This is a genomic window from Amycolatopsis sp. WAC 04169 (genome assembly GCF_003947535.1).
Lineage (GTDB): Bacteria > Actinomycetota > Actinomycetes > Mycobacteriales > Pseudonocardiaceae > Amycolatopsis > Amycolatopsis keratiniphila.
Genome location: NZ_QHJI01000007.1, coordinates 505728 through 524509, shown reverse-complemented (window position 1 = coordinate 524509; position 18782 = coordinate 505728). Strand labels below are relative to the sequence as shown.

15 protein-coding genes, 1 tRNA gene and 2 pseudogenes are annotated in these 18782 nt (G+C 68.6%); 14 read left to right on the top strand and 4 right to left on the bottom strand.

Going from position 1 to position 18782, the window contains the following annotated elements:
- Positions 1-139: 139 nt before the first annotated feature.
- The 10 genes from asnB (at position 140) to DMC61_RS21570 (ending at position 11001) form a co-directional block, all read left to right on the top strand.
- Positions 140-1969 (top strand): asparagine synthase (glutamine-hydrolyzing), encoded by a 1830-nt coding sequence (asnB, locus tag DMC61_RS21615; RefSeq protein ID WP_125690833.1) that lies wholly within the window; start codon positions 140-142, stop codon positions 1967-1969.
- Between the two features lie 20 nt (positions 1970-1989).
- Positions 1990-3054, top strand: coding sequence for an ornithine cyclodeaminase (locus DMC61_RS21610; RefSeq protein ID WP_125690832.1), 1065 nt, complete (start codon positions 1990-1992; stop codon positions 3052-3054).
- A 37-nt stretch (positions 3055-3091) separates the two neighbouring features.
- Positions 3092-4102 carry an iron-containing redox enzyme family protein gene (locus DMC61_RS21605; RefSeq protein WP_158634124.1) on the top strand — a complete coding sequence of 337 codons (1011 nt, stop codon included), beginning with the start codon at positions 3092-3094 and terminating at the stop codon, positions 4100-4102.
- Positions 4102-4359 (top strand): CDGSH iron-sulfur domain-containing protein, encoded by a 258-nt coding sequence (locus DMC61_RS21600; protein WP_125690830.1) that lies wholly within the window; start codon positions 4102-4104, stop codon positions 4357-4359. The genes DMC61_RS21605 and DMC61_RS21600 overlap by 1 nt, the downstream gene beginning before the upstream one ends.
- A gap of 3 nt (positions 4360-4362) precedes the next feature.
- Positions 4363-5403, top strand: a complete 1041-nt coding sequence (locus tag DMC61_RS21595) for a pyridoxal-phosphate dependent enzyme (RefSeq protein WP_370456422.1) — start codon at positions 4363-4365, stop codon at positions 5401-5403.
- Between the two features lie 14 nt (positions 5404-5417).
- Entirely contained in the window at positions 5418-6341 is a 924-nt protein-coding gene (locus DMC61_RS21590; protein ID WP_125690828.1) for an ornithine carbamoyltransferase, read from the top strand.
- A gap of 33 nt (positions 6342-6374) precedes the next feature.
- Positions 6375-6995: a LysE family translocator gene (locus tag DMC61_RS21585; protein WP_233594888.1), complete on the top strand. Its 621-nt coding sequence runs from the start codon at positions 6375-6377 to the stop codon at positions 6993-6995.
- Positions 6996-6999: 4 nt separating this feature from the next.
- Positions 7000-7299, top strand: coding sequence for a hypothetical protein (locus DMC61_RS21580; RefSeq protein WP_125690827.1), 300 nt, complete (start codon positions 7000-7002; stop codon positions 7297-7299).
- Positions 7300-7601: 302 nt separating this feature from the next.
- Positions 7602-9998 (top strand): ABC transporter permease subunit, encoded by a 2397-nt coding sequence (locus DMC61_RS42135; protein WP_125690826.1) that lies wholly within the window; start codon positions 7602-7604, stop codon positions 9996-9998.
- Positions 9999-10026: 28 nt separating this feature from the next.
- Positions 10027-11001, top strand: a complete 975-nt coding sequence (locus DMC61_RS21570; protein ID WP_125690825.1) for a glycine betaine ABC transporter substrate-binding protein — start codon at positions 10027-10029, stop codon at positions 10999-11001.
- Between the two features lie 102 nt (positions 11002-11103).
- On the opposite strand, the gene DMC61_RS21565 is transcribed toward DMC61_RS21570, so the two are convergent.
- Positions 11104-14004, bottom strand: a complete 2901-nt coding sequence (locus DMC61_RS21565) for a helix-turn-helix transcriptional regulator (protein ID WP_125690824.1) — start codon at positions 14002-14004, stop codon at positions 11104-11106.
- A gap of 118 nt (positions 14005-14122) precedes the next feature.
- Between DMC61_RS21565 and DMC61_RS21560 the strand changes: the two genes are divergently transcribed.
- The 3 genes from DMC61_RS21560 to DMC61_RS21550 all read left to right on the top strand — a co-directional run bounded on the left by DMC61_RS21560 (position 14123) and on the right by DMC61_RS21550 (position 16538).
- Positions 14123-15337: an SGNH/GDSL hydrolase family protein gene (locus tag DMC61_RS21560; protein WP_125690823.1), complete on the top strand. Its 1215-nt coding sequence runs from the start codon at positions 14123-14125 to the stop codon at positions 15335-15337.
- A 42-nt stretch (positions 15338-15379) separates the two neighbouring features.
- Positions 15380-16225, top strand: coding sequence for an NAD(P)H-binding protein (locus DMC61_RS21555; protein WP_125690822.1), 846 nt, complete (start codon positions 15380-15382; stop codon positions 16223-16225).
- Between the two features lie 229 nt (positions 16226-16454).
- Positions 16455-16538: transfer RNA gene (locus tag DMC61_RS21550), tRNA-Leu, on the top strand.
- Here DMC61_RS21550 and DMC61_RS21545 read toward each other — a convergent pair.
- Both DMC61_RS21545 and DMC61_RS41695 read right to left on the bottom strand, forming a co-directional pair.
- Positions 16520-17260, bottom strand: a complete 741-nt coding sequence (locus tag DMC61_RS21545) for a zinc ribbon domain-containing protein (protein WP_233594909.1) — start codon at positions 17258-17260, stop codon at positions 16520-16522. The two genes, DMC61_RS21550 and DMC61_RS21545, sit on opposite strands and share 19 nt — an antisense overlap.
- 18 nt (positions 17261-17278) lie before the next feature.
- A pseudogene (locus DMC61_RS41695) lies at positions 17279-17575 on the bottom strand (recombinase family protein); the annotation flags it as partial.
- Here DMC61_RS41695 and DMC61_RS41690 point away from each other — a divergent pair.
- Positions 17471-18322 carry a DUF5753 domain-containing protein gene (locus DMC61_RS41690; RefSeq protein ID WP_370456421.1) on the top strand — a complete coding sequence of 284 codons (852 nt, stop codon included), beginning with the start codon at positions 17471-17473 and terminating at the stop codon, positions 18320-18322. The pseudogene DMC61_RS41695 and the gene DMC61_RS41690 sit on opposite strands and share 105 nt — an antisense overlap.
- Here the strand turns inward: DMC61_RS41690 and DMC61_RS21540 are convergent.
- Positions 18308-18770: pseudogene (locus DMC61_RS21540) on the bottom strand (NUDIX domain-containing protein); the annotation flags it as partial. The gene DMC61_RS41690 and the pseudogene DMC61_RS21540 overlap by 15 nt on opposite strands.
- Positions 18771-18782 lie beyond the last annotated feature (12 nt).

Below are 18782 nucleotides of genomic sequence, written 5' to 3'. Positions count from 1 at the left end.
CGACCTGGTCGGTCAAACACCCTCTTTCGTCCACCCCGTCGCGCCGAGCCAATAGCACGTGTCGCGAGGGTGAACGACTCGTCATGGCGGCGTACGAGGAATCGAGCAGACCCAGCATGCCTCTAAGACAGGGAGCGTCATGTGCGGAATCGCCGGCTGGATCGATCTCAGCCGTCCCAACGAGTGGAAAGAAGCGGATCTCGAACGCATGACCCGCATGCTGGCCCGCCGCGGGCCGGACGACGAACGGCTGTGGTCGGACCGGTATGTGGGACTCGGTCACCGCAGGCTGGCCATCCTCGACGTGCGCCGCGGTGTGCAGCCGATGGTCGCGGGTGCGCCCGAGGATCCGCACGCCGTGCTCTGCTACAGCGGCGAGGTCTACAACTTCCGTGAACTGAGGACGGAACTGGCCTCACGCGGCCACGTCTTCCGCACCCACGGCGACACCGAGGTGGTGCTCAACGCCTATCTGGAATGGGGCGAGAGCTTCGTCGAACGCCTCAACGGGATGTTCGCCTTCGCACTGTGGGATCCGCGCGTGCGGAGGCTGCTCCTGGTCCGTGACCGGCTGGGCATCAAACCCCTCTACTACGCCAGGTCCGGCGACGCGGTGTTGTTCGGGTCCGAACCGAAGGCGGTGCTTGCCCATCCGGAGTTCACCGCCCGGCTCGATCACCAGGGGCTCGCCGATCTGCTGGGCCTGGTCAAGACTCCCGGCGTGACCCCGTTCCACGACCTCTACGAGGTGCCACCGGGGCACGTCCTCACCGTCGACGGCAACGGCAACAGGCTGTCCCGGTACTGGAAGCTGCCGTCCGCTCCGCACGAGCAGGACATCCCGGACACGGCCGCCCACGTCCGCGAACTGCTCGTCGACATCGTGCGCAGGCAGTTGATCACCGACGTTCCGCTGTGCACCCTGCTTTCCGGTGGCCTGGATTCGAGCGCGTTGACCGCCATCGCCACGGCCGTCCTCGACGAGGCGGGCGAAGGCCCGGTCCGGTCGTTCTCGGTCGACTTCGTCGACAGCGCCGAACACTTCCGTGCCAGTGCCTTCCGGCCCGAGCGGGACAATCCGTACGCCCTCCAGGTCGCCGGACATCTCGGCACGGCACATCGGACCATCGAGCTGCCGGACGAAGCCCTTACCCAGGACGGGAACCGGGACGCGGTACTCGGTGCGCACGACCTCCCGCTCACCTTCGGCGACGTCGACACCTCGCTGTATCTGCTCTTCTCTGCCATCCGTGAGCAGTCGACCGTCGCGCTGTCCGGTGAATCCGCGGACGAGGTGTTCGGTGGCTACAACTGGTTCCACGATCCCGACGTCGTCGCCACGGCGGACTTTCCCTGGCTCAGCACCATGCAGTTCGTCCCCGAGCACATGCTGACCACCGAGTTCCGCGAGCACACGCGGTTCGGCGAGTACCGGGCCGACCGCTACCGGCAGGCGATCGGCGAGGTCGAGTACCTGCCGGGAGAAGACGCCGAGGACCGGCGGATGCGCGAGTTCGGTCACCTGCACCTCACGCGCTGGCTGCCGGTGCTGCTGGATCGCAAGGACCGGCTCAGCATGGCCGCCGGACTCGAAGTACGGGTGCCCTTCTGCGATCACCGGCTGGTCGAGTACGTGCACAACATCCCGTGGAAGATCAAGACCAACGACGGCAGGGAAAAGAGCGTGCTCCGCGGCGCGGCTGCCGGTCTGCTGCCCGACTCGGTCCTTAACAGGAAAAAGAGCCCATATCCGACCACCGCCGACACCCGGTACGAACAGGATCTGCGACGGCGCGTCGGCACCCTCCTCGCGGAGAACCGTTCGCCGGCGCTGGACATCGTCGACGCGGGTGCGCTGCGCGAGTTGCTGAGCAGGCCGGACGGTCACTTCGACACCCAGCTCCGGCGCAACCCGCTGGAAACCGTGCTGAGCCTCGCGCAGTGGTACCGGGAGCAGTGGAACTCGTGACCAGACCTCCGGGAGGAAAGATGGAAAACCCGTGGCTCGCCGACGTCCTCGCGAAGCCCGCCCCGGAATCGGTGCGGTTCCTCAGCCGGGCCGACGTCGTCGAGTGCCTGGCCGGGATCGACGTCGTGGCCGAGGTCAAGGACGCGCTGCTGAGTCATCACTTCGGCCGGACGATCCTGCCGAGCGAGGCGTATCTGTCCTGGACCAACCGGCACGGCGCCTACAGCCGCTCGATCGGCATGCCGGGTGCGGTGCTCGAAAACGGCGCCGAGGGCGCCTACGGCATGAAGATCATCAACGCCAGCGTGTCGAATCCGGAGTTCGGCCTGGAAAGGGCCGGTGGGCTCGGACTTTGCTTCGACGCGCGGACCGCCAGGGTTACCGCGGTGATGGAGGTCGGCGTGCTCAGCGCCGTGCGGACGGCCGCCGTCACCGCGATCGCCGTCGAAGCCGCCGGGTACCGGGCGACGCGCTCGCTGGCCGTCGTCGGGTGCGGGACTCAGGCACGGGTGCATCTTGCCCTGCTCCTCACGCGATGCCCGGAGCTGAGCCGGATCACCCTGTGCGACGTGCGCGGGCCGGTGGCGAAAAGCCTCGCCGTCGAACTCGCCGCACGGCATCCGGGGGTTTCGTTCTCCGTTGCGGCCACACCGGCAGAGGCGATGGCCGAGGCGGAAACAGCGTTGTTCCTGACCACCGTCGCCGAGGGGTACGTCCAGCCGGAGTGGGTGCGGCCCGGGTCGCTCCTGGTCAACGTCTCGCTCGGCGATCTGACCGACGAGGTCCTGACCGGTGCGTCCGCCCTCTTCGTGGACGACGTCCAGCTGATCGTCGAAAACCCCCGGCGTCCCTTGGGGCGTCTGGTCAACGAGGGGCGAATCGCGGCGAAGATGCGGGAAGACCGGCCCTCGATCACCGCGACGCTCGGTGAACTGCTCGCCGGCGACACCGTCGCGGAGCGGCCGGACACCGGCTACGTCGTCGTGAATCCTTTCGGGCTCGGCATTCTCGATGTGGCGCTGTTCGGCGCGGTCCTGCGCCGGGCGAGCGGCGCGGACATCGGGCAGGCGCTGGAGCTCGTGTGATCCGGAAGTTCCACCGCCATCGATTCAGGGAGTTCAAGTGCGGTTGCCCAACCATCGCGGTCCGGTGAGCGAAATCCTCGTCGGTCTCTTCCAGCGTCCTCCGGAGGACGGCGACGAGTCAGTCCTGGGAGCCATTTCGGCGACCGAGGTGGACGCCATTTCCGACGAGGACCTGCAGCTGAGTTTGTTCTTGTGCTACGGCCCCCAGTACTGCCTTTTCGGCGAAGCGGCGCAGACCTGGGAATGGGATTCCTCGCTGGTCGAGCTTCGCAAGCGGCTCGAAACCCGCTTCGCCCGCGAACTACGGGAAACCGCCGGCCCGCTTCCGGCAGTGGACGTCGAGAAGCTACCCGGGTTCCTGATGGAACTCGGGAAACCGAGCCCGGGGCGGTCTCTTTCGCGGTACCTCAGGCAGGACGCCACGATGGGGCAGTTCCAGGAGTTCCTCATGCACCGGTCCGTCTACAGCCTCATGGAGGCGGACCACCACAGCCTCGTCATCCCGCGGGTGCGCGGCGGCGGTAAACCTGCCCTGGTGGAGATCCAGGCCGACGAGTACGGTGGCGGAATTCCGGGTCGCCTGCATTCCCAGTTGTTCGAGCTGACCCTCGCCGAGCTCGGTATGCACACCGAATTCGGCGCGTATTTCGAGGACGTTCCGGCTTGTTCGCTCGCGAACGTCAACGTGATATCCTATTTCGGGACCTACGGTCGTCACCGGGGAGCGCTGCTCGGAAACCTCGCGATGACGGAAATCGGCTCGCATTACGTCAATCGCAATTTCCGGAACGGTCTGCAGCGGTTGAACGGGTCGGACGATTCGTGGTTGTTCTTCCAGGAGCACATCGTGGCCGACGCCGTCCACGAGCAGCTCGCCGCCTACGACATGTGCGGCAAGTTCGTGCGGGACCACCCGCGTGAACTGTCCGACATGGTCTTCGGCGCCGTCGTGACGGCCGAACTGGGCGCACGGGCCAACGAGTACCTGCTGTCCGCCTGGGAACGCGGGGAGTCCTCTCTCCGTGTCGCGACGTCGGCGGCGGGCTGATGGACGCACAGGAATCGGATCGGAACGGGGCCGCGGTGCGGAAGCCCGCTCCGGCCACGGTCGTGGTGTGCGAGGACGGGCCGGTCATCATCCGCGGCGACTACGACCTGCGCAGTCAGACCGACGAGCCGATAGATCCGCAGCGAAAGACCATCGCGCTCTGCCGTTGCGGACGTTCACTGCAGAAGCCGTTCTGCGACGGCAGCCATATCTGGGCCAGGGGCGTGACCCATGGAGATCGGTCGAACCGGACGTGACCAGTGAACTGGGACAAGGGGGAGGGGAAGACGTTGCCGACTGAACTGCACGGCCCGGTGCCGGGGAGGACCCCGATGCTGAACGCCGTGACGAGATATCGCGGCAGAACGACGAATCTCTGGCTGAAACTGGAACAGGAGAACCCGTTCGGGTCCATCAAGGACAGAGTGGCGTACTCCCTGCTCTCCTCGATCTTCGAGTCGGGGGTGCTCTGCGGCGGGATCATCGAGTCGACGTCCGGGAATCTCGGTGTCGCGCTGGCCAGGTACTCCCAGATCTGCGGGGTGGAGTTCACCGCGGTCGTCGACCCGCGGACGTCGCGCAAGCTCGTGCGGCAGATGCGGAGCGCGGACGCGAAGATCGTGGAAGTGACGAATCCGGACGAGACGGGCGGCTACCTGCTTTCCCGGCTGGCCTACATCCGTGACCGGATGGCGGCCGAAGATCTGCTCGTGTGGCCGAACCAGTACGAGAACCCGGCCAATCCCCGCGCGCATTCCGAGGGAACCGCTCCGGAGATCGCTTCCGCGGTCCCGCACGGAGAACTCGACGTCTTCCTCGGCGTGTCGACCGGGGGGACGGTGCGCGGGTTCACCGACTACGTCAAGCGCAACAGCTTGCCCTGGCGTTGCGTCGCGGTGGACGAGGTGGGCTCGGTGGCGCTCGGCGGCCCGCCGGCGTCCCGCTGCCTCAACGGGATCGGCGCGAGCCGGACCTCGTCCTTCGTCGACGGGCGGGATTGCCTGAACGTGAAGGTGACCGCGGCCGAGGCGGTGGCCGCGTGCGACTGGGTCGCGAGCGAACTGGGCGTCCGGGTCGGCGGCAGTTCGGGCGCCGCGGTCGCCGGTGCCCTGCGGTGGATCGGCGAGGGTCTCGGCGCCGAGCACGTGGTCGTCGTCTGTCCCGACGGCGGCGATCGCTACGAGGACACGATCTATTCGCCGGGCTGGCGCCGCGCGAAGGAACTCACGTCGAGGGCGGACCGGGAATTCCCCGAGGTGTGCTCGACGCGGGTCGTCGACAATTCGCTGGTCTTGATCTGACGGGGGTGCACAGCATGGTCGGTTTTCTTTCTCTCGATGACGTCGGCACCGAGGAACTGCACGGAATCGTCGAGCGTTCCGCCGGTGTGCTCGATCGGCCGGAACCGTTGGCGCAACAGCTCTCCGGCAAGGTTCTCGGCGTCTACTTCGCCAAGACCTCGACGCGCACGCGGACAGCGTTCACCTCGGCCGCGTTACGGCTCGGGGCCTCGGTCATCCCGTACGGCCCCGGCGATCTCCAGCTCAACACCGGTGAGTCCCTGCACGACACCGGCCGGATGTTCGGCGCGATGCTCGACGGTCTGGTGATGCGTACCGCGGGCCCGCTGGAGGATATGCGACTGGTGGCCCACAGCAGTGGTTTGCCGGTCGTGAACGCGATGGCGGCGCAGGAGCATCCGACTCAAGGCGTCTGTGACGCGGCGGCGATGCTCCGGCACTTCGGCTACGTGGACGGCCTGTCGGTGCTGTATGTCGGCGAAGGGAACAACACGGCCGTAGCGCTGGGAAAGATCCTGAGCACTTATCGTGGCGTCACAGTGGTTTTCGCCACGCCGAAGGGCTATGGGCTCGACGCCGCGCTGCTCGGCTCGTTGCAGGAAAAGGGCGCGGCCTCGGGATCCCGTTTCCTCGAGACCCACGACCTCGACGCTGTCGACATCACCGCCGACGTCGTCTACACGACTCGGTGGCAGACCACGGGAACGGCCAAGCCGAGTGCGGACTGGCGGGAGGACTTCCGTCCGTTCCACGTGGACGACGAAGTCATGGCCCGGTGGCCGAAGGCGGTATTCATGCACGACCTGCCCGCGCACCGCGGTGACGAGGTCAAGGGATCGGTGCTCGACGGGGACCGCTCGATCGCCTGGGAACAGGCGCGGATGAAGTACGGCAGCGCGGTCGCGATCCTGCAGTGGATCTACCGCGACGCCCGATGAACAACTCGTGAGTGAACAACGCGGGGGGACCGCTTGACGACAGCTACTTTGCTCGCTTTCACCGCCGCGGCCGCGGTCATCGTCATCGTGCCGGGGCCGGACCAGGCGTTGCTGCTCCAGACGAGTGCCGCCGCCGGACGTCCGGCGGCGGTGCGTACCGCCGGCGGCGTTCTGCTCGGCATCGTCCTGTGGGGCGTCGCTTCGGTCGCGGGGCTGGCCGCGCTGCTGGCCAACGGCAGCGTGGCCTTCCGGATCGTGACCGTGATCGGCGCAGCCTACCTGATCTGGCTCGGGATCACGGCCTTGCGGTCCGCGGTGACGGCGGCCGCGTCCGCGCCGAAACACGAAGATCGCGTGAGCACTGGATTCTTCCTACGCGGACTGCTCATGAATTGCCTGAACCCGAAGATCGGCTTGTTCTACCTGTCGATTCTTCCGCAGTTCCTCCCGGGCTCGGCCGCGTCGGCCCTGGGCGCGGAACTCGTGCTCTTCGCCATCTACGTCACGGTGAGCGCCCTGTGGTTGTTCGGGTTCGCGTTCGCGGCCGGAAGTCTCCACCCGTTCCTGAACCGGCCGCGGGTCAAACGATCGTTGGATTCGGTGGTGGGCGTGATCTTGCTGGGACTCGGAGTCATGGCCTTGGTGGGAGTGTGACGGTGTGGCCGTACAACAAGAAGAATCGGCGCTGTGGCAGGAGAACTTCGTCGAAACCGGCAGCGAGGTGGGGCGTGCCGTCGACGCTGTCGAACGGGCCAGGGGCAGGTTGCGGATGTCCGGTGATCCGCTGATGGCCGCGGTCGACAGTGCCCTCACCTGTGCCGTGTCGTTGATCGAACTTCGGCAGCGCGGAACGGAATGCGACATCGACACGCTTCACAACGCGCTGGACGCCGCCCGCGCATTGGTGGGCGAAGTGACCTTCGCCGTGCGGGACAGCTATCCGGGGTCCGGTTCTTGACGACCGGGTTGTGAAGCTCCTCCTAGGCGTGATGGCCCTTCCCGCGGGAGGGCCATCACGTGTCCGTCGCAGGTCGATCCGGGCCGTGACCGGCGGATACCCGCGGCGACGCCATCGCGAACCCGGCGTTCTTCGACGGCTCGCACCGGATCTTTTAGGTCGAGCTGTGGACAGAAACCCTCCGGACATGTTGGGCTGAGACCCGGCCGTCCCTTGAGCGGTCGGAGATTTTCCGCCCTGCGACGTCGAGGAGCAGCGCCCTGAGCCTGTCGGAGTACCTCCGGGAGAACTGGATCGACGTCGTGAACGACGCGATCCTGCACGTGGATCTCACTCTGGCGGCGATGGCGCTGGCCGTGCTGGTCGGCATGACGATCGGCCTGCTCACCTACCGGCGGCGGTGGCTCGGCGCGATGGCGACCACGACGACGGCGGCGTTCCTGACCGTTCCGTCGATCGCGTTGCTGGGCATCCTGATCGGCCCGTTCGGACTGGGGCTGACGAATGTCCTGTGCGCGCTGGTGCTCTACGCGCTTTTGCCGATCACGCGCAACACGATCGTCGGGCTGCGTGGCGTCGATCCGGCCGTGGTGGACGCGGCGCGGGGGATGGGGTTCGGCCGCGTGCGGTTGCTGTTTCGCGTGCGGCTGCCCCTAGCCTGGCCGGTGATCCTTTCCGGCATCCGGGTCTCGACGCAGATCACGATCGGTATCGCGGCCATCGGCGCGTATGTCAAGGGCCCCGGCCTCGGCAACCAGATCTTCGACGGGCTCGGCCGGTTCGGCTCGGTCAACTCCCTGAACCAGGTGCTCACCGGAACGCTCGGGATCATGGTGCTGGCGCTGCTGTTCGACCTGGCCTTCGTGGTGGTCGGCAAGCTGACCACACGGCGACGCCCCCGTGCCGGCCGAGCGGTGGCTCCGGCGACGACCGGGGGAGCGACCGGAAGGGGCGGCGAGACGATCGAGCTGCGGAGCGTCGGCAAGCACTACCCCGGACGAGCGGTACCGGCGGTCGAAAACCTGACGATGCGCATCCCCGCGGGCGAGATCGTCGTGCTGACCGGCCCGTCGGGGTGCGGGAAGACGACGACCATGCGGATGATCAACCGGCTCGTCGAGCCCACCTCGGGCACCGTCACGATCGGCGGCACCGACGTCTCGGCGCTCGATCTCGACGAACACCGGCGCAACACCGGCTACGTCATCCAGCAGATCGGGCTCTTCCCGCATCTGCGAGTGGACGCCAACATCGGCGTGGTGCCGCGGCTGCTCGGCTGGACCCGGCGACGTATCGCCGACCGTGTGCGCGAGCTGCTCGACGTCGTCGGCCTGACCCGCGAGCAAGGAATCCGTTACCCGCGTGAGCTTTCCGGCGGTCAGCAGCAGCGCGCCGGCGTTGCGCGGGCGATGGCCGCGGACCCACCGGTCATGCTGATGGACGAGCCGTTCGGCTCCACCGACCCGATCACGCGTGCCCGGTTGCAGGACGAATTCCTTCGCCTGCAACGGGAAGTGCGCAAGACGATCGTGTTCGTCACGCACGACTTCGACGAGGCGCTGAAGGTCGGCGACCGGATCGCCGTGCTGCGGCCACGATCGGTTATCGCGCAGTACGACACGCCCCAGGCGATCCTCGCCGCGCCCGCGGACGATTACGTCGCGAGCTTCATCGGGCCGAAGCGGAACCTCAGGCGGCTCGCACTGATCCGAGTGGGTGATCTGGAGCTCCGGCAGGAAGAAGGGCCGGACGGCCGGCCCGCCGTCCGGTCCGACGCCACCCTGCGGGACGTGCTGGATGTGATGGTGCGGACCGGCAGCACCGCGGTCGTGGTCACCGAGGACAGCGCCGCGCGGCCGCTGGGGGTATGCGACGTGGCCGGCCTGGTCGCGGCCCTCCGGCCCACCGACAAGGCACCTGTGATCCCTGATGTGGCGGAGGCGCCTCGGCCGGACACCACGGTGCGCGCGCGGCCCGGCCGGCGTCGGCTCGGGCTGCTGATACGCCCGGTTCTGTTGACGCTCGGGTTGCTGGCGCTCTTCCTGATCGTGCGCGCGCAGCCGCTCGACTCGATCGAACAGCGTTTCCTCAACGCCGGCGAGATCTTCACCGAACTGGGCGCGCATCTGCGGCTCACGGGGATCTCGACGGCGTGCACCATCGCGATCGCCCTCCCGCTCGGCATCCTGCTCACTCGCGCCGGTGCCCGCTGGGCCCGGCCCATCGGGTTGGGGCTGGGCAACCTCGGCCAGGCGATCCCGTCGATCGGGCTGGTCGTGCTGCTCGCGCTCTGGATGGGCACGGGCACCGCGACCGCGGTGACGGCGCTCGTCGTCTACGCGACGTTGCCGGTGCTGCGCAACACGATCGTCGGACTCGACGGCGTCGACCCGAGCCTCGTCGACGCCGCGCGAGGTATGGGCATGGGCAAGACGGCCATCCTGTGGCGGATCGAACTGCCGCTGGCCGTCCCGGTGATTCTCGCCGGGATCCGGACCGCGCTGGTACTCACCGTAGCGAGCGCGACGCTGGCGACGTTCATCGACGGCGGTGGTCTCGGCGGCGGGCTCGTCGCCGGGATCGGACTGGACCGGCCGATCCTCAGCCTGACCTTCGGCATCATCGTCGCCGCACTTGCGCTCTTCATCGACTGGCTGGGGCTTGTCGCCGAGGAGATCCTGCACCCGCGCGGAATGTAGCCCGACCGACTTCAAGGAGGACCAACCCATGCGGATGCTTCAGCGCACGACCGCCGCGGTGCTCGCGCTCGTCATGGCAGCGGCGCTCTCGGTCGGCTGCACGATCGGCAAGGACGAAACCGGCGCCCAGGTGGGGGCGGGCTCCATCAAGAAGATCGACGCGCTGAACGGCGCCCGGATCCGAGTCAGCTCCAAGGAGTTCGACGAGCAGCTGCTGCTCGGCCAGATCGCCCTCGTCGCATTGCAGGCGGCCGGGGCGAGCCCGGAGGACAAGACCAACATCACCGGTTCGAGCAACGTCCGCCAGGCGCTCACCGGCGGCGCGGTCGACCTGTACTGGGAGTACACCGGCACCGCCTGGATCAGCTACCTCAACCAGACCAAGCCGATCAGCGACCCACAGGCGCAGTACGACGCGGTCAAACAGGCCGACATCGCCAACGGTGTCACCTGGTGGGCGCGCTCACCGGCCAACGACACCTACGCCCTCGCCGGAAACCCGGAGACAGTGGCCCGGACCGGCGTGAAGACGCTGTCCGACTACGCGGCCCTGGTGAAGCGGGACCCGGCCGCGGCCTCGACCTGTATGGGCCCCGAGTTCAAGAGCCGGGACGACGGGTTCCCCGGCCTGGCGAAGGCCTACGGGTTCACCCTGCCCGACCCGCAGATGCACCTGCTCAACGACGCCGTCGTCTACCCGAGCGTCGGGAAGGGGGAACCGTGCGGCTTCGGTTCGGTCGCCTCCACCGACGGGCGTGTGGCCGGGCAGCGGCTCACCGTGCTCGAGGACGACAAGCATTTCTTCCCGACGTACAACCCCGCGATCGCGATCGCCACTCCGCTCGCCCGGAAATACCCGCAGCTGGAGCAGGTCTTCACGCCGATCGCCGCGAAACTCGACACCGCGACGCTCACGGACCTGAACAAGAAGGTCAGCGTCGATGGCCAGAAGCCCGCCACGGTCGCCCGCGACTGGCTCAAGTCGGCGGGCTTCATCAGCTGAAGCGTCCGCGCGACGACGGATTCCTGGCGAATGTCGCGCTGGTGAACACCCCGGTGTTGAAGGCGAAACAAACGGCTGGTCCGGTCGTTTCCTTTCCGGCGGTCAATGGTCGAGCCGGGGGAGCAGACCGGCGCGGTGGGCGATGGCGGCGGCCTCCGTGCGGCGACCGGCACCGAGTTTGGCCAGGATCCGGGAGACGTGTACGCCCGCTGTGCTGGCGGAGATGAACAGTGACGCGGCGATCTGGCTGTTGGTCAGCCCATCGGCCAGCAGACGGAGCACGTCCAGTTCCCGGGCGGTCAGGCCGAACGGATCCGCGGGCGGTGGTGTGGGTGGGGGTTCGGACGAGGCGAGATCGACGCGGCCGCGGGCCGCGAGCAGGTCGATCTCGCGACGGAGGTGTCCGGCGCCGAGGTCGTCGGCGAGGGCCGCGGCTTCCCGCAGCGGGTCCTGCGCGGCAGCGCGGTCGCCCGCTGACAGTGCCGACTCGGCCATGCCGAACAGCGCCTGGGCGAGTTCGTAGGGCTGGGACCGGCCACGCCACGCCGCCACCGCGGCGGCCCACAGCCGCGAATCGTTCTGCGCGATCTCGGCGTGGAACGCGGCCAGGTGCGCCGACGGCACCGGGCGGTCAGCGGTCACACGCGCCGCCAGCTCCTGGAGCTGTTCGGTGCGCCGCTCGACCAGTTCGCGCCGCTGCCGGTCGGGGCCTGCCGTGTCGAGCAGAGCCCGCCGCACCCGGGTGCCCGCGCGCAGGAGCGTCCACGGGTCGCCGAGAGGGCCGAGCAGCCCCGGGTCGTCCAGGGCGTCGGCCAAAAGCCGGTCAGCCGCTTCGAGGTCACGCTGGGCGACCGCGAGCCGGCACCGGAACGCGACGGCGAACACTGGCGTCCCCTGCCCGGGCGAACCGGCCGCGACCTCCGCCGCCGCGTTCAGGTCGCCCTGGGCCAGCAGCATCTCGCCCAACAGGGTGGTCAGCACCGCGGTCGTCATGGTCGGCGGGTCGTCGGTCAACGCGTCTTCGACGACCTCTCGTGCCTGCGACCACTGGCCGAGCAGCCAGAGCGCCTGGGCCAGGACGCCGGTGAGGGCCGCGCCTCGCGACCGGGCCTGTCCCACACGATGGGCCGTCGCCCGCCCCTTCGCCGCGACGACGGCGGCCGAGCCGTAGTCGCCGGCGCCCATGAGCAGGTACGCCTGTCCGAGCAGGGCGGTGAGCGCGTTGTAGTGGTCGGAGGTGACCTCCGCGATCGTGGCGGCTTCCCGGAACAGGGCGAGCGCTCGATCCTCCTCACCCGTCGCCGCCGCGACCCTGGCGGACGCGATCAGCGCGGTGGCCTGGACGACGGGCAGCCCGTGAGCGCGGCCGATGTCCAGTGCCTCCCCGGCGTAGCGCCCGCCCTCGTCGGGGTCACGCAGCCCCACGGTGACCGCGAGCATGGCCAGCGTCTGGCCACGCAGCTCGGGCGGCGCGTCAGCGGGCATCGTGGCCAGGGCGGCGCGGAGGTCCGCGTCACCGTCCCGGCCCGCGCGGCGGTTGAGCAGACCGCGGGTGGCCAGTACGCGGGCGGGCCGCTGCGGGTCGGTCGCGGGGTCGGCTTCGTCCAACGCCCTGCTCGCCAACGTGACGCCCCGTTCGAAGTCCCCGGTGTTGACGCATGCCCTCGCGGCGTGGTCCAGCACGACGGCCCGGGACACACCCAGGCGGGCGGCGGGGTCGGGAACCGTGTCCCAGCGGTCGAGAACCCGGTCGAGCAGCCGGAGCTGCTGTTCGTAGGCGTAGGCGCGGCCCGCGTCGCCCGCCGCCCGCCAGGACGCTTCCAGGGTCCGCGCGTGATCGCCCGCGGCGTTCCAGTGCGCGGCCAGCTCGACGGCGCCCCGCCCCTCGGGCACCAGCGCGGGGTTGTCGTGGATCGCTTGGGCGCAGCGGACGTGCAGCCTGCGCCGCTCGCCGGGCAGCAGGTCGCCGTACACGACGTCGCGGAGCAACGCATGATGAAAGGCGTACCCGTCCTCGCGCACCACCATCAACCGCCGGTCGACGAGCGCGCGCAGCGCCGGTTCCAGCTCCTCGTCAGGCAGCCGGCAGGCCAGCGCGAGCAGTTCGTGCCCGACCTCGTGACCCACGACCGCCGCCGCGCGCAGCACCGACCGTCCGGTCTCGGGCAGCCGCGCGGTCGCCGCGGTGAGCAGGTCCCGCAGCGAGGACGGGGTGATGTTCGCCGGGTCGGCGGCCAGCGCCTCCACGAACAGCGGGTTGCCGTCGCTGCGCTCGTGCACGCGTGCCACCAGCGCGCGGTCGGGCTCGTGACCGAGCAGCCCGGCCAACTGCGTGCCGACCTGCGACCGGTCCAGCGGGCCCAGCTCGAACTGCAGGCCCCGGGGCCTGCGGGCGATGTCGAGCACCAGCGGACGCAAGTCGGCCCCGCCGACCTCGCCCGACCGGTAGGTGCCGACCAGCAGCAGGCCCGGCTGTTCCAGGTTGCGCACCAGGTACGCGAGCAGGTCCCGGGTGCCGGAATCGGCCCAATGCAGGTCTTCGAGCACGACCACCAGCGCGTGCCGTGCGGCGGCGCCTTCCAGCAGCGTCAGCACCTCGTCGAACAGCCTCGACCTGCCCTGCGCCGGATCCTGGTCGGCCGGCGGCTCGCCCAGTTCGGGCAACCAGCGCGCCAGGCTCAGCCCGCCGGCGGGCAGTAGGTCCCGGATCGCGTCGCCACCGAGTTCGCGGCGCAGCCGCCGCACCACCGTGGTGAACGGCGCGAACGGCAGGCTGTCCGCGCCGAGTTCGAGGCACTCGCCGCGCACCGTCCGGGCGACGGGATCGAGCCGGTCGGTGAACTCGGCGACCAGCCGGGATTTCCCGATGCCCGCCTCGCCCGCCACGATCGCGACGGCCGCCCCCTCTGCGACAGCAACCTCGTAAACCTCGCCCAACGCGGCCAGTTCGGCGTCGCGTCCGACGAGGGCCGACCCGCCCCCATGCACGTTCACTGACGCCATGATGCCACCACCCGGGGCGACCTAAAGAGGTGGCGGCGGACGCGTAAAGAGTCCGGTCGGCCGATGAGGACAGTTCTCCTGATGTGGCCGAGGGGGTGCTTGAACGAGATTTGTCGGCATGGAAACCAAGGGATTGAGCCTCGTCCTCGCAGCCGCCGGCGTCGCCGGGGCCCTCATCGCACCATCCGCCGCCGCGGCCCCCGCCGACCGATGGACCGGCACCTGGACCACCTCGATGCAGCGCCCCATGGGCGCGACCTGGCAGGGCGCGAACTGGTCGCTCGACGGGTTCGCCGGCGAGTCGGTCCGCCAAGTAGTACGGATCAGCCGGGGTGGCACGCAGTTGCGTATCCGGTTGTCCAACCGCTACGGAACGTCGCCGCTGCGCCTGGCGGGCGCCACGGTCGCCAAGGCGGGCGACGGCGCGTCGATCCAGCCGAGCACAGTTCGTCCACTGCGGTTCGACCGCTCGCAGTCCACAGTGGTCCCGGTCGGCTCGGAGGCGGTCAGCGACGCGACACTGCTGCCCACGGCCGCGCTGGACCGGTTGGCGGTCACGCTGTACTTCGCCGTGCCGACCGGACCGGCGACCTTTCACGAGGCGGCGACCGCGACGACATTCCGTGCGAAGGGCGACCACCGGTTCGACGCCACCGGAAGGGCGTACTCCGCCGAGAGCCACTCCTGGTACTACCTGTCCGGGGTGGACATCGCAGGCGGTCCGGCCCGGTCCGCGGTCGTCACGTTCGGCGACTCGATCACCGACGGTGTCAGCGCCACCAAGAACGCCGACAACCGCTATCCCGACCAGTTGGCCGAACGGCTGGTCGCCTCCCGTAAGCCGCTGGCGGTGCTCAACGCGGGCATCGCGGGCAACCGGGTGCTCGATGATTCCGACTGCTGCGGTGACAGCGCGCTGTCGCGGTTTCGCCGCGACGTCCTCGACCAGCCGGGCGTGCGCAGCGTCGTCGTCACCCAGGCGCTCAACGACATCGGTTTCGACCCGGAGGTCACCAGCGCCGAGCTGATCCAGGCGCACCGGAAGCTGATCCGGGCCGCCCGCGACCGCGGCGTCAGGATCATCGGCGGCACCGTCACCCCGATGAAGGGTTCGATGCTGGACAGCCCGCGCGGCGAACAGATCCGCAGCGAGGTCAACCGCTGGATCCGCACGGGCGGCGAATACGACGCGGTGGTGGACTTCGCCGCCGTCCTGGCCGACCCCGCCGACCCGGCCGCACTGCGCGCCGAGTTCGACGCCGGCGACCGGCTGCACCCCAACGACGCCGGCTTGCAGGCGATGGCCGACGCCATCGACCTCTCCAGCCTCTGAGCCAAGCCCCCACCGATCCCTGTCACCAGAAGGAGAACCATCATGATCCTCGTCACCGCCGCCACCGCCCCCGTAGGCCGTGAGATCGTCGGCCAGCTCACCGCCGCCGGCCACCCGGTGCGCGCCCTGACCCGCGACCCGGAGAACACCGGCCTCCCGGCCACCACCGACGTCGTCGCCGGCGACCTGGCCGACCCCGAGTCCCTGGCGATCGCGATGCGCGGCGTGTCAACGGTGTTCCCGCTGGCCGTCGTACCCGGCTTCGCACCGGCGTTCCTCGCCGCCGCGAAGGAAGCCGGCGTGCGGCGCATCGTCTTCCAGTCCTCGGGCTCGGTGGACGACACCGCGGCCGAGCAGCCCCACCCCGTCGCCGCCTTCCACCACGACATCGAGCAGCAGCTCCGCGACTCCGGGCTGGAGTGGGCGATGCTGCGTCTGGAATTGTCCGCCGCCAACCCCATCCAGTGGGCGTTCGACGTGCCGGGGCAGGTACGGGCAGGCGACGTCGTCCGAGGCCCGTACGCCCAGGCCGCCGGCGCTCCGATCCACCCCGCCGACTTCGCGGCCATCGCCGTGGCGGCCCTCACCGACGACGCCCACGCCGGTCGGACCTACCCGGTCACCGGCCCGCAATCCCTGACCCACGCGGAGCAGATCGCGCTCCTGGCCGAAGCACTCGACCGGCCGCTCCGGTACGAGGAGCTGCCCGTGGAGCAAGCCCGAACGGCCATGGGCCCGCACGCGCCCGCCGACGTCCTGCTCGACGACTGGGCCCGTCACCTCGACCGCCCGGCACCGATCACCGACACCATCGAAAGGATCACCGGCCGGCCGGGCCGCACCTATGCCGAGTGGGCCGAGGACTACCGCGGCGACTTCCTGAATTAGCAGGTCGGGGACTGGCGCGGGCGCTCGACGTTCTGTTTCCAGTCCCCGCCACCTCGAACCGGTCCCGGAGAACCCGGGACCGGTCTCTGACCTGCGACTTGCGCACGAAAGTCGCTCGCGGTCGCTGTCAGACGGTAACCGGACATCATCTCAATGTGAGTCACGGTGACGATACGTACCCCCCTGATCGAGGGCTCTCAGGGGACGTATACTCTTCTCACATCAGCAAGTCCGAGTGGCGGAATGGCAGACGCGCTAGCTTGAGGTGCTAGTGTCCTTAACGGACGTGGGGGTTCAAGTCCCCCCTCGGACACACACGTTATCCACACGTGGAGAGGCGGTCACTACGACCGCCTCTTTTTTGTTGTCGTAGAGCACTTGCAGCCCGAGATCCCGGTAGACCTGTGTGATGCGGTCCGGGTTCCGCGAGTTCAGTGCTCGCTCGACACCCAGCGAGTCCAGCATGGCGTACACCTCCGCCGCGTCGATCGTGGCGGACTCAGGCAGGTTCTCCAACTCCTCTCGTGCCGCCTGGCGCTCCGCCTGAGCAAGGTTCATAGCGTCCACGAGCGCCGCCGGATCCACGCCGGCCTCGATCGCCGCCTGATGCCGCCGCAACCGCGCCTCTGCGTCCTTCAACCGTTTCTCAACGGTCTCGCGTCCCGTTCCCGACCCACCCGGCTGGGCTCCGACCATCGCGGCCACGGTCTCGTCGCGGTTGTCCGGGTCGAAGACCTGGCACAACCAGGCATTGAGCGGTGGGATCACGACGTCCTCGCGAAGGTTCACCGTCTTCGGATGATCGGCCAGCACCGGCGACCCCGGCGCCATCGTCCGAGCGATGCACCGGTAGTAGATGCCCTTACGAATCACCGCACCCTGCATCCTCCGAGCGCAGATGTCACAGCGCACTAGCCCTTTCAGCAGGTACGTGTGCTTGGCAGCGGGCCGCTCGCGCTCCAGCTTCGCGATACCGCGCAGTCCACCAGCAGCCCGCGACCGGCGCATGAGCTGGGCCTGCGTGAAGTCCTCCACCGAAACGATCTTCGGATGTGCCGGCTGCCGTGAGCGCACGATGCGGTCAGGTGCCGCGCGCCGGAACCGGACCACATGACCGGCACCGACGTCGTCAGGATTCAGGAGCGTCTCGTGCTTGGCCCATCGGCCGAAGATGGCGTACCCGGTGTAGCGCGGATTCTCCAGAATCGATCGCGTCGTGCTGCCCTGCCATCCGTCGGCGAGCCGATGCCGGTTCTGCTCCGGCCGCCGAGCGGAAGGGCACGGGATCCCATGCTCGGCTGGCCCGCCTCCACCATCTCGCGCCTGGAAAGCGGCCTCCGCAACTACCAAGCGGGCGACATCGCCATCTACCTCGCCCGAGCGAAAGCAACCCCCCCCCGCGAACTCGACGATCTGGTAGCCCTAGACCGTCTCCCCGACGACGGCTACCAGGTCAGAAGCCACCCCATAGGCTTCCCCGACGACCTTCCACTCATCAAAGTGCTCGACAGCGGCAGCCAGTCCGTCACGGCCTACGCCACCGTCGAAATCCCACGGCAACTGCAGATCGAGCCGTATATCCGCGAAGCTCTCGCCAGGAACGGGCATGCGGACGGTCCCGCTCTCGATACGGCAGTGCGCACGCGACTGGCCAGCCAAGCAGCATCCCTCCGGACACCTGGGCCCTTCACCTTCTACCTGCACGAAACCACGCTGCTCGCACGCCTTGAAGAACCCGTCGTCAAACACGAGCAGATACTGCACCTGCTGATCACGTCGTCGCTACCTCATCACCACATCCACCTGTTACCCAATCACCTCGCCCTGGCCAGCCTCCATGCAGGTTTCGCCCTGTATCGACACGACCAGCACCGTCCGCTCATTCATCACCAACAGCCCACAACCAGCCTGTTCCTCGAGAACGATGATGACGTCGCCTTCTACGAAAATCAGCTCGAACGCATCGCCCGCGATGCCCTGCCTCGCCGACAAACCCGCGACTGGCTCATGGGCCACCTGGCCGAGCTGGAGTTGGACCGTGACCCCCGGTATCGCGAGCTGAGCAACTCTCATCTAGATCGATTACTCCGGCCGTGAGTTGAGGTAATAGAGCAGGGGCACCAACACGCCCGCTCCGAGCAACTTCTCCTGCTGTACAAATCGATTCACCGCGACAACGGCGCCCACTCCACCCGACCGACCACTTCCGCATCAGTGGGCTCGCCAATGTGCTCGACCTTGCGCCAAAGGTACGCATTCACCGGCGCCGTAACCTGGCCCGGCAATTGCTCGAAACTCACCAGATGCTCCGCATCACCGATCGGCCGCCAACCGGACTCCTCAACAGCTTCCCGCACAGCCGTCCCGGCATAATCGTCGCCAGCCTCGACCATCCCATCCAACAGTTCATAGCCCCACTGCTTCGTCGCAAACCGGTAGCGCCACAACATGGGCCCCCGTCCTGGTCGTTCACAATCAACCCGATAGCTATCCACGCGAGATGCACCACGTGATGGTCCCAGCGCTCGCCGTTCCAGGCAGCGACGACTATTTCGAC

What these genes read in the sequence shown, in the direction of transcription:
- asnB (WP_125690833.1), top strand. Translation starts at nt 140, where the DNA reads ATGTGCGGAATCGCCGGCTGGATCGATCTCAGCCGTCCCAACGAGTGG.
- DMC61_RS21610 (WP_125690832.1), top strand. Translation starts at nt 1,990, where the DNA reads ATGGAAAACCCGTGGCTCGCCGACGTCCTCGCGAAGCCCGCCCCGGAA.
- DMC61_RS21600 (WP_125690830.1), top strand. Translation starts at nt 4,102, where the DNA reads ATGGACGCACAGGAATCGGATCGGAACGGGGCCGCGGTGCGGAAGCCC.
- DMC61_RS21590 (WP_125690828.1), top strand. Translation starts at nt 5,418, where the DNA reads ATGGTCGGTTTTCTTTCTCTCGATGACGTCGGCACCGAGGAACTGCAC.
- DMC61_RS21570 (WP_125690825.1), top strand. Translation starts at nt 10,027, where the DNA reads ATGCGGATGCTTCAGCGCACGACCGCCGCGGTGCTCGCGCTCGTCATG.
- DMC61_RS21565 (WP_125690824.1), bottom strand. Translation starts at nt 14,004, where the DNA reads ATGGCGTCAGTGAACGTGCATGGGGGCGGGTCGGCCCTCGTCGGACGC.
- DMC61_RS21560 (WP_125690823.1), top strand. Translation starts at nt 14,123, where the DNA reads ATGGAAACCAAGGGATTGAGCCTCGTCCTCGCAGCCGCCGGCGTCGCC.
- DMC61_RS21555 (WP_125690822.1), top strand. Translation starts at nt 15,380, where the DNA reads ATGATCCTCGTCACCGCCGCCACCGCCCCCGTAGGCCGTGAGATCGTC.
- DMC61_RS41690 (WP_370456421.1), top strand. Translation starts at nt 17,471, where the DNA reads ATGCCGGTTCTGCTCCGGCCGCCGAGCGGAAGGGCACGGGATCCCATG.